Genomic DNA, 13,355 nt, shown 5'->3' on the forward strand with positions numbered 1-13,355 from the left:
CGGGCCCGCACCACCTTCTTGGAGGCGTCCGACGATGAGCCCACCCGACGCGGCGGCCGGCCCGGACAGGGCGCCCGCCGAGGTGCGCGACGCCGACAGGGCACTGGTGGCGGCGGCCCGGCACAGCGCCGGTCGTACCGCCGCCGTCCTCGGATGCGCGGTGGCGGCCGCCGCGGCGGCGCTCGCCGAACCGGCGGTCCTGGGCCACACCCTCGACCTGCTGCTCCGCCGGGACCCCTCGGGCCCCGTCTGGATCCTGCTGTGCGCCGCGGTCATCGCCGCCGAGGTGGCGCTGGACGCCGCAGCCGCGGCCCTGACCGGCTCGGTGGACGGCCGCTCCACCGCCTGGCTGCGCAGGCTCGGCACCGTCCGGCTGCTGGGGACGGCCCCGCACCACGCGGCCCGCCACGCACCTGGAGACACGGCCGCGCGGCTGACCGCGCACGCCACCGAGGCGGGCAAGGTCCCGGCCGCGGTCGCCCACGCCGTCGCCTCGCTGCTGCCGCCGATCGGCGCGGTGGCGGCGCTCTTCCTCATCGACGTGTGGACCGCGCTCGTCTTCCTCGCGGGCGTTCCGCTGCTCGTGCTCCTGCTGAGGACCTTCGCCCGCTCCACCCTCACCAGCGTCGCCCGCTACCAGCAGGTGCAGCTCGCGACCGCCGGCCTGCTCGTGGAGGCGCTGGCCGGGGCGCGCACGATCGCCGCCGCGGGCACCGCGGAACGCGAACGCGCCCGGATCCTCGCACGGCTGCCCGAGCTCGCCGCCGAGGGCAGGCGGATGTGGCGGGCCTACGGGAGTACGACGGCCCGGTCCGCGGCCCTCATGCCGATGCTCCTGTACGCGGTCCTCGCGGTCGGGGGCATCCGGCTGGCGGCCGGGGCCATCGGGGTCGGCGAACTGCTCGCCGCCATGCGGTACGCGGGACTCGCGGCCGGTGTCGGCGGGGTGACCGGCGCACTGGCGGCCGTCGTCCGCGGCCGTGCGGCCGTCCGGCGGACCGCCGCACTCCTGGACCTGCCGGCCTTCGAGCACGGCTGGGCGGAACTGCCGGAAGGCGGCGCGGGCACCCTGGAACTGCGCGGTGTCCGGGTCGTGCGCGACGGCGCGGTGGTCCTGCACGACATCGACCTGGTGATCCCCGGCGGCACCACGGTGGCCGTGGTGGGCAGGTCCGGCTCCGGCAAGACGCTGCTCGCCGCCGTGGCCGGCCGGCTCACCGACCCGGACGCGGGCCAGGTGCTGCTGGACGGCGTACCCCTGCGGGAGCTGACCGCCGAAGCGCTCCGCCGAGAGGTGGGCCACGCCTTCGACCGCCCCGCGCTGTTCGGGGACACGGTCGGCGACGCCATCGGCTTCGGAGCGGGTCCCGACCCCGGCCGTGGAGCCGTCCGGGCCGGGGCGCGCGCCGCGGGCGCCGATGCGTTCGTACGGCGCCTGCCCCACGGGTACGGCACGCACCTCGCCGATGCCCCGATGTCCGGTGGTGAGGTCCAACGCCTGGGGCTGGCGCGGGCGTTCTGTCACGCGGGCCGGCTCCTCGTACTGGACGACGCCACCTCCAGCCTCGACACCGTCACGGCCCGCGAGGTCGAGAGGGCACTCGCGCACGAGGTCCGGCCCGGCACCCGGATCGTGGTGGCGCACCGCCTGTCCTCGGCCCTCCGCGCCGACCTCGTCGTATGGCTCGAGGACGGCCGGGTGCGGGCGGCAGGCCTCCACGAGGAGCTGTGGGAGCACGACCCCGACTACCGGGCCGTCTTCGCCGCCGGGACGGGGACGAGGACGAGGACGGAGGTCGCAACATGACCGAGGGGGAGACCTGGCGCCGGGTGGCGCCCGAGGGCCGCCGGTTCCTGCGCAGCCACGAGCGCGCCCTGGCGAGGCTGGCGGGATGGTCCCTCCTCGAATCGGCGCAGACCTTCCTCGGCGGCTACGGAGTGGCCCGCGCCCTCGACGACGGCTTCCTCGCCGGCCGCACCGGCACCGGCCTCGCCTGGCTGGCCGCGGCGGGAGCCGGTGCACTGATCGGCGGGTTCGCGCTGCGCGGCGTGTTCGCCGGACTCGCGGACCTCGTGGAACCGCTGCGGGACGGCCTGGTGCGGCGGGCGGTACGGCAGGCGCTGGACCGCGCGGTGGCCGACCCTGCGCGCGCACCCGACGCGGGCGCGGTGTCCCGGCTGACCCAGCAGACGGAAATGGCCCGGGACTCCTTCGCCGGGCTGGTACTGACGGTCCGTTCCTTCGTCTTCACCGCCGTGGGCGCCTTCGCGGGCATGGCGGCCCTGGCTCCGGTACTGCTCCTCGTCGTGCTGCCGCCCCTGCTGCTGGGCGTGGCGGCCTTCCTGGCCACGCTCCGTCCCATGGCCTCCGTACAGCGCCGGTCCCTGGACACCGACGAGGCGCTGGCCGACCGGCTGGGCGCGCTGGGGGAGGGGCTGCGGGACATCGTGGCCTGCGGTGGGCAAACGGAGGCGCGAGCCCGCGTGGAGCCGCTGATCGCTGCCCAGGAGCGGCTGGCGCGCACCCTCGCGCGCTGGGCCGCCCTGCGCACCCTGGCGCTCGGCGCGGCCGGCCGGCTACCGGTGATCGCGCTGCTCGCCGCGACGCCCTGGCTGCTCGGGCAGGGGGTCACCACCGGGGCGCTGGCCGGCGGCCTCACCTACGTGGTGCAGGCGCTGCTGCCCGCCCTCAACACCCTGATGACCGCGCTGGGTTCGGCCGGCACCCGGCTGCTGGTGGTCCTCGAGCGCTTCTGTGAACCTCCGCCGGAGCCCCCCGACGCCCGCCGCACGGGCGGGGCCGCGGAGCCGGGGGAGCCGGTGGAACCGGTAGGACCGGGGGAGCCCGACCCGGCGGCCGAGTTCCGGGGCGTCACCTTCGCCTACGGCCCTGCGGCGGCACCCGTGCTCGACGGCCTAGACCTGGAGGTGCGGGTGGGGGAGCACCTCGCGGTGGTCGGGCCGAGCGGCATCGGCAAGTCCACGCTCACCGCCCTGCTGGCAGGAATGCTGCCACCCGGAGCGGGGACGGTCCTCGTCGCCGGCGCCACCGCCCTCCGGGAGCCGGGGGCCACGGGCCCGGACTCGCGGCGGACCCTGCTGCCGCAGCAGGCCTACGTGTTCACCGGTACCGTGCGGGAGAACCTGACTCACCTGTCCTCGGGCCCGGACGGATCGGTGCCCCAGGACGCCGAACTGCTGCGCGTCGTAGGCTCCCTGGGGCTCGAGGGCCTCGTCGAGCGGCTGGGCGGCCTGGACGGCGAGGTGTCCCCCCGGGTGCTGTCCCGGGGAGAGTGCCAGCACGTCGCGCTCGCCGCCGCCTACCTCTCCCCGGCTCCGCTGCTGCTGCTCGACGAGGCCACCTGTCACTTGGATCCGCGGACGGAGGAGCGCGCCGAGCGCGCCCTCGCCGAGCGTCCGGGCACCCTGGTCGTCGTGGCCCACCGCGTCTCGTCCGCGGCCCGCGCCGACCGGGTCCTCGTCCTCGACGGGACCCGAGCCGTGTGCGGGACGCATGCGGAACTCCCGGAGCTCTCGCCGCTCTACCGAGATCTGGTGGGCGGCTGGCACGGGACCGCGGAGGCATGACGCCGAACGACGCGACCGCCGCTGATCACACCCAGCCCGCCCCCTGGGATATCCGGATCGCGTCGATGAGGTTGCGCCCACCGGTCTTCCGGGTCGCCGCGGCGATGTAGTTGCGTACCGTTCCGCTCGCCAGGTGCAGCGTACGCGCGATCTCTGCGATGGAGTCGCCCTCCGCGGCCCGGGCCAGCACACTGAGCTCGCGCGGGCTCAGCGGCACGGGATCGGCCTCCATGAAGGCGGAGGCCAGCGAGGCGTCGATGAACCGCTCCCCGGACGCGAGCTTGCGGACCGCCCGGACGAGCCGCCCCGGAGAGCCGTCCTTGTCGACGTAGCCGCGGGCCTCGGCCCCGAACGCGCGGTGCAGGGAACCGGGGGCGGCGGTCGACGCGAGGACCAGTACCGCGGACGACGACGCGAGGACCTGACGGTCCGCGCGTCCTCCGTCCGCCAGTGCGGCCGTCGTCCCCGGACAGTCGAGGTCGACGACCGTGACGTCTGGTCGTAAGGATTCGGCCTGGCGCACCGCCGTGCGCCAGCCCGCCGACGTGACCTCGAAGGGGCCTTCCGATCTCAGCAGCGCGGCCAGTGCCGACCGGACCAGGCTGACACTGTGCAGGACGAGGACCTTCGTCATCGTGTGGTCTCCTCGGTAGACGAACCAACGGCACCACGCGGCTGCCCCCGTACGGTGGAGATGGAACGTCACCGCGGGGGGCGCGCGGGGGCGCGCGGGCAAGTTGGCCGAGACACCGCGGAATTCGGGCTTCCCTTAGGCGGGGAACCCCCTTGAAGACCGGTTCCCTCCCGCCCCGACCGTCGCCGGGGCCGGGGTCAGACCTTGCGCCGGCGGGCCATCACCCAGGAGAACAGCCCGAAGAGAACCAGCCCGACGGCGACCGCCACCAGCAGCCAAGGACCCGCCCCGGTACGGGTGAACGACCTCAGGGTGTCGTCGAGCCCCTTCGCCTGCGAGGCGTCGTGGCGCAGCGCCGCGTACACGACGAAGCCGCCGGCCGCGGTCCACACCGTCCCCCGGGCCAGCCCGCCGCTCACTCCGAGGAAGTCGACGGTCTTCCGCCACCGCGCCGAGGCCCCGCCCATGGCGAGGTGCTTGCGGAAGGTGCGCCGGGCCGCCTGCACCGCGATGACCACCCCCGCCACGGCGATCCCCAGCCCGGCGGCGCCCACCAGCCACTGGCCGGCGGGCAGTTGCAGGGCCGTGGCCGTCACATCGCGCGACTGCTCGTCCCCGGAGCGTCCGCCGCCCGCCGAGAAGCGGAGCACGGAGAAGGCCACGACGGCGTAGAACACGGATCTGCCCGCCGAGGACAGCCGCTTCACCGGCTTGTCCCCGCCGGGCCCCGCCGCCCCGAACACGGCTTCCGACAGGCGCCACAGCGCCATGCCCACGAGCCCGACGCCCACGGCCCAGACGAGGAAGCCGCCGAAGGGCTTCCCGGAGAGTTCCTGGAGGGCGCCCTGCCGGTCGGCCTCCGCTCCGCCGCCACCCAGGGCGACGCGTACGGCCAGCATCCCGATCAGTACGTACAGCACCCCGCGCGCCACCAGGCCGCAGCGTGCCGTGACCTCCCGGCCCCGGCCGCCCCGGGAAGCGGTACGGGCGCCCTCGCGCGCGAGCCCGGTTCCCACCGCGGGTCAGATCTCGCCGCGCCAGGCGCCCGTGGCGACCCCGCGCGATTCGATGAAGAGCTTGAACCGCGTCAGGTCACCCGCGACCTGACGCTTGACGAAGCCGAGCTTGTCCGCGGCCGCCTCGGCCAGACCGTCGGGCACCCAGCTCATGTGCAGGACGACCTTCGTGGTTCCCGCGTCGAGCGGCTGGAAGGTGACGAGCCCGGCCTGGCGGGGCTCCCCGTCGACCGTGATCCATGCGACGCGGCGGTCCGGGAGCTGCTCGGTGATCTGCGCGTCGAACTCGCGCTGCACTCCGTTCACGTTCGTCACCCAGTGGGTGAGCGTGTCCGTGCGCTGGACGATGCGCTCGACCCCCTCCATGAAGGCGGGGAACTCCTCGAACTGCGTCCACTGGTTGTAGGCCGTCCGTACGGGGACGTTGACCTCTACGTACTCCTCGACGTGCGACATGTGCACCTACCCCTTCCCTGTGATCGGCGGCCCGCACCCCGCGGTGCGGGACCTGCCGCCGGACATTCGCAGACGCGGCTACCCCCACCCGGGATCCCCATGCGCGGCCCGAGCGGCGCCGGCCGGCCGGTACGGTGCGCGTACGGACGAGGACCCAGGGCACACGAGGGCCATGACCGTACTGAAGACAACCGTCCTCGTCCTCGACAGCGCCGAACCGGAGCCCCTGGCCCGGTTCTACGCCGAACTGCTCGGAGCCACGGCCGGCCCGGCCACCGGGGACGGGGACCTGTTCCTCGTCACCGGCAGCTCCGGAGCGGTCCTTGGGATCCGCCGCGACCCGAACCACGCACCCCCGAGCTGGCCCGCACCGCAGGACTCCCAACAGGCCCATCTGCGGATCCTGGTGTCACCCGATTCCCTCGACGAGGCCGAACGCGAGGCCGTTGCTCTCGGAGCCCGGCCGGTGGCGGCCGAGGACGACGGCAGTCAGCTGGACCACCGCACGACGCTGCGCCGGTTCAGCGACCCGGCGGGCCACGCCTTCGTCCTCGCGGCCGATTCATGACCCTCCGAGCCGTCGCCACGTGCTAACCCTGCTGTCCCGACGGATTGGGCTGTTTCACGGGTTGGGGGGACTTGAGCACGGGTGGAGTGAGGGTCGGAGGGACCATGGAAACGGTGGGGGGGATGCTCCACGCGGGTTCTGCCGAGAGGTAGGTGTCGCTGAACGCGAGACGGTCGCCTTCGGGCCCGCCGAGTTCGTTGACCCGGTACTCCAGGAGCACGCCGGTCGCCGGGTCGAGGACGAGCCTCCAGCTCCGTGTGTCGCTCCGCATCTCCACGGCCGTTCCGGTGCGCCCGGCGGCGTCCTTGACCGGTCCCACGAGCGTGATGCCCGGGGTGTCGGCGAGTGCTTCGAAGAGCGCGCCGCGTACGGCCGGTTCGAGTGGTGCCCGCGACAGCAGGTTTGCGGCACCGTTGAAGAAGAGGTCCGGCGCGATCGCGTCGCCACCTGTCAGGCGGGTCCGGAGCTCCTGTGCGTTCGTCGGCAGGGAGGGGAGGTCGTCCCAGGTGATGTCCTTCTCGCCGACCCGCCACGAGAAGACCTCCGGAGGGGCGAACTCCATCACCGGGCCGTCTTCCCTGCCTTGGTGGACGCTGCGGTTGCGCCCGATCCAGGAGGTCGTGATCTGCGAGGAGGGTTCGATCCGGGCGCGCACCTTCCAATAGGGGGCCTGCGGCAGCGAGCGCTCGTTCGCGGTCGCCGCGACTTCCCGCAGGAACTCGGCCGCCGTGGCGGTCGCGGCGGGACCGCGCCCGACCACCGGGTAGACGGCGACACCAGTGGCGATGACCGCGACGGCGGCAGCCGACACGAGCAGGCGCCGGAAGCGGCGGCGGCGTACAGCGGCCCGGTGCGGGGCGGCTTCCACCACGCTCCCCACCTCCGTGGCCTCCCCGGCCTCCGCGGCGACGGCCGCACGTACCGCTGCCAGCGCAGCGTCCACGGCCCGTGCGCTCGGCGGAGCCACGTCCCTTGCAGCTCGTACCCCGTCCGCGCCGGGGAAGTCGAGTACGTCGTGCTCGGTCATACGGGATCTCCTGTCAGACGTCGGGTGTACGCAACCTGCTGCATGACGGCCCGCACCCGGGTCCTGGCCCGGTGCAGCCGGGACCGGGCGGTGCCCGGCGGAATGCCGACCACAGCGGCGGCCTCGGTGGGGGTCAGCTGCTCCCACGCGACGAGCAGCAGGAGTTCCCGCTCGACATGGGGAAGCCCGGCCATCGTCCGCCGCAGCAGCGGTCCGACGGCGGCAGCGTCGAGCCGCCGGTCGACAGCGTGCCAAGGGTCGCTGGCCCGCTCGTTCGAGGCGGGCAGCTGCTGTTCCCGGTCGATGCGGCGCCAGTGGGCGGCGAGCACGTTCCGGGCCACACCGAACAGCCAGGTCCTGGCCGTGCCCAACTCGGGGTCGAAGCTCTTGCGGCTGCTGAACGCCTGCAGCCACACCTCCGCGAGCAGATCATCGGCCGCGGCCGGCGCGCGGCGCGCCAGGTAGCCGTGCAGCACGCCCGACATCCTGACCACCAGCACTTCGAACGCCCGGGCGTCCTTGGCCGAGCGGCCCAACAATCTGTCGTCCGTCTCCGTCTCCGTATCCACCAAGCCACCTCTCACCAGCCGTGCACGTCACGACCTCACCCCGTACTTGTCGGAGGAAGCAAAAGCGTTCGCGCCCCCGCCGCGCAGTCTCGCTGGTCGACGAAACGTCTCTTCTGCAGCCTGGAATCCGGGCGTCTTGGAGAAGCTGTTCCTGTTCCTGTTCCTGTTCCTGTCCCTGGCGTGGGTCGAGGAGTTCGACGAGGAGGGCTCTGCCGTCGGCGCGGCCAGGAGGACGTCACGGATTGCTGCCCGCGCCCGTCTTCATTCCGTTGCCGTGGACCGTTCGCCGAGGTCGTCCCCGGGGCGGCGATCCACGGGTTTACCCCGCCGGGAAGCGGCAAGACGAGCGGCATGCCCACACACACGCGAGTGCATTCCAGAGGAAGCAGCCGAGCGGGCCGCGTCGTCGCGGTCGTGGCTGACGTCATGGCCTTCGTCATCGGCCTGTGGATCCTGCTGTACCTGCTGGAGGCCAACCAGGCCAACTCCCTGGTGGACTTCATCCACGACGCGGCGAGCTGGCTGGCCGGCTGGTCCTACGACCTGTTCACCTTCGACCGCGAATGGATCCAGGTGGTGGTCGGCTACGGCATCGCAGCGGTCGCCTACCTCGTCATCGGTCACGCCGTCGCCGGCCGGCTCTACCGCCGCTGACCGGCGCGACCACCACCCCTGCCCGACCCGCGCCGGTGCCCCCGGAGAGAGGCTGGAGCCCCTGGATCAGTCCTGCGAGTCGCCGAAATCGGGCAGGGTGACCGAACCGTCCGAGGCGAGGGGGAAGCCCGGGTTGTACGCGATCTCCCAGGCGTGGCCGTCCGGGTCCACGAAAGCACTGGAGTAGAACCCGATCGCATTGACGGCCGCGGGCTTGGTGATCCTGCCGCCGGCCCCTCGTACGGCGTCGAGCAGCGCGTCCACCTCGGCCTCGGAGCGGACGTTGTGAGCCAGGGCGATCCCACCGAACCCCGCGGCCGGTCCGGGCTCCAGGCCGCAGTCGCGGGCGAGCTTCTCCCGATCCCACAGCACCAGCGCGAGCCCGCCGGCCTGGAAGAAGACCGTTTCCTCGACCTCCTGTCCGCGCCAGCCCAGGGCCTCGTAGAAACCCTTGGCACGAGCGAGGTCGGAGACTCCCAAAGTGACCAGGGTGATGCGCGGTTCCATGCGGTCACAGTAGAACGCCCTGCTCGGCAGTGGCCGCCCACCACGCGGAGGCCGCTGGGGTCAGGCCAGGCCGGCTTCGATGGCCCGCCGGACGGCGGCCGCCCGGTCCGGGATGCCGGCTTTGGCGAACAGGTTGTTGATGTGGGTCTTCACGGTGGCCTCGCTGACGAAGAGCTTCTCGGCGATTCCCCGGTTGGGCAGGCCCTGGCCGATCAGCGCGAGGACTTCGCGTTCGCGGCGCGTGAGGTCCTCGGGCAGGGCGGCGGATCCCGGCACGGCCGCATGCGTGGCCGGGGCCGTGTTCCGGACGGTGGCGAGCAGCCGGTCCTGTACTTCGCGGTCGAGTACGGACTGCCCGGCGGCGGCCGCCCGGATGGCGCGGGTGATGTCCTTGCGCCCCGCGTTCTTCGTCAGGTAGCCGCGGGCTCCCGCGCCCAGTGCGCCCAGGATCGAGTCGTCGTCGGCGAAGGTGGTGAGCACGACCACCGCCACCTGCGGGTACTGCTCGCACAGTCTGCGGGTCGTCTCGATCCCGTCCATGACGGGCATCCTCAAGTCCATCAGTACGACGTCCACCGGACCGGCGGCGACGGCCGCCAGCACCTCCGTGCCGTCGGCGGCGGCCGCCACGACGTCGATGTCCTCGGCGAGGCCCAGTACCGCGGCGAGCGGTTCCCGGACCGCGGCTTGGTCATCGGCGACGATCACCCTCAACCTACGGAGCTCCTCGGTCGGTTCGCTCATCCCGGGATCACTGCCTCCACGTGCCATCCGCCCCGGTCCGGCCCTTCGGTGACGGGGCCGGCGGTGACGGTTCCATCCAGTAGTGCGACGCGTTCGCGCATTCCGATCAGGCCCATCCCGCTGCCGGGCCCCGTGTCCGCCGGGCGCGTGCCGGGACCGTTGCGGATCCTCAGCGTCGTCGATGAGGCGGCGAATCCCAGCTCCACGCGGACGGAGCCCCCCGGCGCGTGCCGGGCGGCGTTGGTGAGCGCCTCCTGGGCGATCCTCAGGAGGTTCTGGGTCACCCGGGTGGGGAGTTCGCGGGCGGTGCCGGTCACGGTGAGGCCGACGTGGCGTCCCGCGGATTCGACCATCGCGGTCAGGCTCTCCACGAGCGGCAACGCGTCCTCGCGCAGCGCGTGTACGGTCCACTGCGCCTGCTTCAGGCTCTCTTTGACCAGGGCGTGGGCTTTGGCATTGGCTTCCCGGACCTTCTCCAGGTCGCCGGTGTCGATCAGCGCGTCGACCAGTTCCAGCTGCATGTTGATCCCGGCCAGCGAGTGCGCCAGTACGTCGTGCACGTCCCGGGCGATCCGCCCGCGTTCGCTCAGCACGGCCGTCCGCGCCTCGGCCCGGGCGGCGCGTTCGGCGGACTCGGATGCCTCGATCACGGCCCGCACCGCCTGGCGCTGGCTGCGGTTGAGGATGCCGACCAGGACGGGAGCGCCGGTGGCGAGGCCGAGCAGCCACGGCAGCTGATGGTGCCCCGGCCCCAGATCGAAATAGATGGCGCCGGCGCAGAGCACGCTGCAGAGTCCCGCGAGCGCCAGGGCCCGCTTGGTCTCCAGCCGGTGTCCGATGTGACCGGACAGGAAGAACGCGAAGAGGTACCCCGTGCCGCTGCTGAGGCCGATCAGGGCGGCCGCGGCGACGACACCGCCGGCCAGCCAGGCGGGGGCGAACCGCTGGGTCGCCGCGTTCTCGGGCAGGCCGCGGGCCAGCAGGGCGGCCGCGCTGACCACGAAGAGGACGGCGACGGCGAGCCCCCGGCCGCTGAGGCCCATGGGCCGGATCGTCACGGCTCCGACGGCGACGACCGCCAGGGTCAGTGCCCACCGGACCCTCGGGTCCTGTCCGGGAACCGGACGCGACTCCGCCTCCGGGGACGGTGCCGTTCCCGGAGGCGGAGGGATCTTCGTCGGGGGCATGCGCCGAACATACTGCAAGGTCACACCGTACGGCTGAGCACGGGCGCGGGGCGGGCCACCGCGTGGCTGCGGCTCCGGATGAAGATCGTCGCCAGCCGCGTGACCACTTCGGTGAGGGCCATCAGCACGAACGCAGCCACCCAGGCCTTGTCGCTGGTGATCTGGTGCGCGGCGCTGAACCGGGCGACATCGGCGGAGCCGCCGCCGTGCTCGACCCACAGCTGGAAGCCCATCCGGGCTCCCATGCCCACGACCCACAGGACCGCCGCCACCGCACCGGCCTTGATCAGGATGTGCTCCCCGTCGGTACGGACACGGGTGTAGACGCCGCCCGCGATGCCGAGTGCGGCGCCCACGGCAACCAGGACGCCGATCAGCACCAGGTCGTTGCCGGCGGTGGGAATGGTGTCCAGGTAGGAGTACGCCACGAAGGCCACGATCCCCAGCGGGAGCAGGAAGGTCCTGAGCTCGAGCCGGCCCTCCCGGAGCTGCCGGAACACGATCAGGAGGAGGGCGATGTCGGTGATCCACTCGGTCGTCGTCATGCCCTCAAGCCTGCTGTGCGGCGGCCCACGACGCCTGGACCCAGGGGTGGAGAAGGGGGTGGAGATCGACGGCTCCACCCGTCAGGCGGGTCGTGTCGCGTAGCAGAAGAAGTGCTCCTCGGGCCCCGCGAGGGGGTCCGCGGGTACGAAGGACGACGTGTGGTGGTGGAGCACTTCGAGGCCGGCCGCGGTCAGCTGCCGCAGGTGCTGGTCCGCGGACAGGCTGCTGACGGTCACCGGATGGCCCATCCACTCGATGTCCAGCTCCCGGATGTCCCCCGGGACCGTGGCCAGCACGAGGTGCCCGCCGGGCGCGATCCAGGAGGCCATCCGGTCGAGGGCGGCCGCGACGTCCTCCTGGTCCATGACCAGGAGGGGGAAGAAGGAGCACACGGCGTCGAAACCGGCCACCGGGGGGACGTACGTGCGGACATCGGCCTGCTCGAAACGTGCCCCTGGCACTCGGACGCGGGCCGTCTCGACCATGGCCGCCGAAACGTCGATCCCGGTCACGGCATGCCCGGCGCGGGAGAGCACCTCCGCCGTGGGCCTGCCGGTGCCGCTGCCCACGTCCAGCACCTGAGCTCCGGCGGGCAGCCGCCCCACGAGCCAGTCCAGGGCCTTCAACTGCTCGGGCACGGAACCGAACAGGTCGTCGTATCGCTCACCCAGCGCGTCAAAGACCTCGGCCGCGCTCTTGCGTCGGATCATGTCCCCTCCTCGTACCGGCTGTTGCCACGGTACCGGCGGCTTCGCCCCAGCGCCCCCATCCGGCCTCCGTCGCCCGCAGGTAGCAGCAGCCCGTCGTGCGGGCGGGCCTGCCGCATGCCGCCGGGGGGAGGACTGGCATGCGGCAGAGCCCGCTCCGGAAGGCGCCCACCGGCGAGGTGTTCGCTTCCGGCATCCACGCGTCTGTCCCGCCCTCCCTGCCTCAAACACTCTTCTGCCCATGAGTGCTGAGAGGGGGGCAGGGCCCGTGGGGGTGCGCTGCGCGCCTCTGAGGTGGTGTCAGCGGGTGTGGTGGTGGAGTCCCCGCTGGCCGGGGAGGTTGTTCGGCCGCGGTGCGGCAGTACGCCGGTGCGTGGCCCGTCGGCGTCGGCCGGGGAAGGGGTTGCGCCGCGCGGGCGCGCTGGGAGCCAGGGCCAGCAGGCCGACGAGAGCGGCGACCGCGACGAGGATGAGCGTGGTGACGAGGGTCATGTTCCTGCCTTCCGTCGGGTTCGGACTGCCTGTCGCTACTTCTTGTTACCGAAATGCACGCCTATAAACACGTTCGGTGACATCCGGTCGTGTCCTCGCCGCGTTCATGAGCCTCGACTCGGCAGAAATTGCCGTCCGCCGCGGCCATGCCCCGTAGAGGTGGAGCGCGTACACGTCGACGGGGACATCGCCGTCGCCGAGCTGTACTCGACCTCGACCACGAACGAAGGCGCCCCGTTCGCCAACCGCCACTGCTGGGTGTGCCGCTTCGACGGCGACACCATCGTGGAAGTGCGGGCCTACCTTGACTCGGCCATGGTGGCCTACACCGTCCTGCGCAACGAGGCGGGGCAGGCGCAGTAGGCGCGGGGAGCGGAGGAGTGTCAGGCGTTCGGGTCGAAGGGGATCCCGGCCGGTTTGGCCTCCGTCAGGTGGAAGGCGAAGGAGCCGTCGCGCAGGCCGAAGTGCGCGCTGCCGAAGTCGGCCTGGCTGAGCCGGTCCCGGAGGTTCCCAACAGCCGGCCCTACGGCGTGATGGTGTGCTGGACGGGACGGACCCCCACCCCAACGGGAGGAACCATGAACACCGCCCTCAGCACACAGCGGACCGGCCCGAGCAGGAGCAGCGACGACCTCACGCTGACCCCGCTGCCCCACTGGC

Annotated in this window: 16 protein-coding genes; 5 read left to right on the forward strand and 11 right to left on the reverse strand. The window is 72.9% G+C overall.

The annotated features are described in order from the left end of the window. The first annotated feature begins 34 nt into the window (after positions 1 to 34). Entirely contained in the window at positions 35 to 1,807 is a 1,773-nt protein-coding gene (locus NLX94_RS31210; RefSeq protein WP_254386477.1) for an ABC transporter ATP-binding protein, read from the forward strand. After that, positions 1,804 to 3,588 (forward strand): ABC transporter ATP-binding protein, encoded by a 1,785-nt coding sequence (locus tag NLX94_RS31215; protein ID WP_254386478.1) that lies wholly within the window; start codon positions 1,804 to 1,806, stop codon positions 3,586 to 3,588. Before NLX94_RS31210 ends, NLX94_RS31215 begins: the two co-directional genes overlap by 4 nt. A gap of 25 nt (positions 3,589 to 3,613) precedes the next feature. Here NLX94_RS31215 and NLX94_RS31220 read toward each other — a convergent pair whose 3' ends face one another. The 3 genes from NLX94_RS31220 to NLX94_RS31230 all read right to left on the reverse strand — a co-directional run bounded on the left by NLX94_RS31220 (position 3,614) and on the right by NLX94_RS31230 (position 5,694). Then, positions 3,614 to 4,222 carry a response regulator transcription factor gene (locus NLX94_RS31220; protein WP_254386479.1) on the reverse strand — a complete coding sequence of 203 codons (609 nt, stop codon included), beginning with the start codon at positions 4,220 to 4,222 and terminating at the stop codon, positions 3,614 to 3,616. Between the two features lie 197 nt (positions 4,223 to 4,419). Then, complete coding sequence (locus NLX94_RS31225; RefSeq protein WP_254386480.1) at positions 4,420 to 5,238, reverse strand: DUF1206 domain-containing protein; 819 nt, start codon at positions 5,236 to 5,238, stop codon at positions 4,420 to 4,422. A gap of 6 nt (positions 5,239 to 5,244) precedes the next feature. Continuing rightward, positions 5,245 to 5,694, reverse strand: coding sequence for an SRPBCC family protein (locus tag NLX94_RS31230; RefSeq protein WP_254386481.1), 450 nt, complete (start codon positions 5,692 to 5,694; stop codon positions 5,245 to 5,247). A 172-nt stretch (positions 5,695 to 5,866) separates the two neighbouring features. On the opposite strand from NLX94_RS31230, the gene NLX94_RS31235 reads away from it, so the two are divergent. After that, complete coding sequence (locus tag NLX94_RS31235; protein WP_254386482.1) at positions 5,867 to 6,262, forward strand: VOC family protein; 396 nt, start codon at positions 5,867 to 5,869, stop codon at positions 6,260 to 6,262. A gap of 22 nt (positions 6,263 to 6,284) precedes the next feature. On the opposite strand, the gene NLX94_RS31240 is transcribed toward NLX94_RS31235, so the two are convergent. Together NLX94_RS31240 and NLX94_RS31245 are read right to left on the reverse strand one after the other, a co-directional pair. Beyond that, positions 6,285 to 7,289 (reverse strand): hypothetical protein, encoded by a 1,005-nt coding sequence (locus NLX94_RS31240; RefSeq protein WP_254386483.1) that lies wholly within the window; start codon positions 7,287 to 7,289, stop codon positions 6,285 to 6,287. Further along, complete coding sequence (locus NLX94_RS31245) at positions 7,286 to 7,858, reverse strand: sigma-70 family RNA polymerase sigma factor (RefSeq protein WP_254386484.1); 573 nt, start codon at positions 7,856 to 7,858, stop codon at positions 7,286 to 7,288. The genes NLX94_RS31240 and NLX94_RS31245 overlap by 4 nt, the downstream gene beginning before the upstream one ends. A 351-nt stretch (positions 7,859 to 8,209) precedes the next feature. On the opposite strand from NLX94_RS31245, the gene NLX94_RS31250 reads away from it, so the two are divergent. Beyond that, the gene (locus NLX94_RS31250) at positions 8,210 to 8,512 is read left to right on the forward strand and encodes a hypothetical protein (RefSeq protein ID WP_254386485.1); all 303 of its coding nucleotides are present in this window, start codon (positions 8,210 to 8,212) and stop codon (positions 8,510 to 8,512) included. A 66-nt stretch (positions 8,513 to 8,578) separates the two neighbouring features. Here the strand turns inward: NLX94_RS31250 and NLX94_RS31255 are convergent, their stop codons facing one another. The 6 genes from NLX94_RS31255 to NLX94_RS31280 form a co-directional block, all read right to left on the reverse strand. Further along, positions 8,579 to 9,019, reverse strand: coding sequence for a VOC family protein (locus NLX94_RS31255; RefSeq protein WP_254386486.1), 441 nt, complete (start codon positions 9,017 to 9,019; stop codon positions 8,579 to 8,581). A gap of 60 nt (positions 9,020 to 9,079) precedes the next feature. Further along, positions 9,080 to 9,763 (reverse strand): response regulator transcription factor, encoded by a 684-nt coding sequence (locus NLX94_RS31260; protein WP_254386487.1) that lies wholly within the window; start codon positions 9,761 to 9,763, stop codon positions 9,080 to 9,082. Next, on the reverse strand, positions 9,760 to 10,950 hold the full coding sequence (locus NLX94_RS31265; protein ID WP_374684049.1) for a sensor histidine kinase: 1,191 nt from the start codon (positions 10,948 to 10,950) through the stop codon (positions 9,760 to 9,762). Before NLX94_RS31265 ends, NLX94_RS31260 begins: the two co-directional genes overlap by 4 nt. Positions 10,951 to 10,970: 20 nt before the next feature. Next, entirely contained in the window at positions 10,971 to 11,495 is a 525-nt protein-coding gene (locus tag NLX94_RS31270) for a hypothetical protein (protein ID WP_254386489.1), read from the reverse strand. A gap of 81 nt (positions 11,496 to 11,576) precedes the next feature. Next, complete coding sequence (locus tag NLX94_RS31275) at positions 11,577 to 12,206, reverse strand: bifunctional 2-polyprenyl-6-hydroxyphenol methylase/3-demethylubiquinol 3-O-methyltransferase UbiG (protein ID WP_254386490.1); 630 nt, start codon at positions 12,204 to 12,206, stop codon at positions 11,577 to 11,579. 297 nt (positions 12,207 to 12,503) lie between these two features. After that, positions 12,504 to 12,695, reverse strand: coding sequence for a hypothetical protein (locus tag NLX94_RS31280; protein ID WP_254386491.1), 192 nt, complete (start codon positions 12,693 to 12,695; stop codon positions 12,504 to 12,506). Positions 12,696 to 12,854: 159 nt separating this feature from the next. On the opposite strand from NLX94_RS31280, the gene NLX94_RS31285 reads away from it, so the two are divergent. Then, positions 12,855 to 13,058 carry a nuclear transport factor 2 family protein gene (locus NLX94_RS31285; RefSeq protein WP_254386492.1) on the forward strand — a complete coding sequence of 68 codons (204 nt, stop codon included), beginning with the start codon at positions 12,855 to 12,857 and terminating at the stop codon, positions 13,056 to 13,058. Positions 13,059 to 13,355: the final 297 nt, after the last annotated feature.

Source organism: Streptomyces sp. TBY4 (genome assembly GCF_024213195.1).
Lineage (GTDB): Bacteria > Actinomycetota > Actinomycetes > Streptomycetales > Streptomycetaceae > Streptomyces.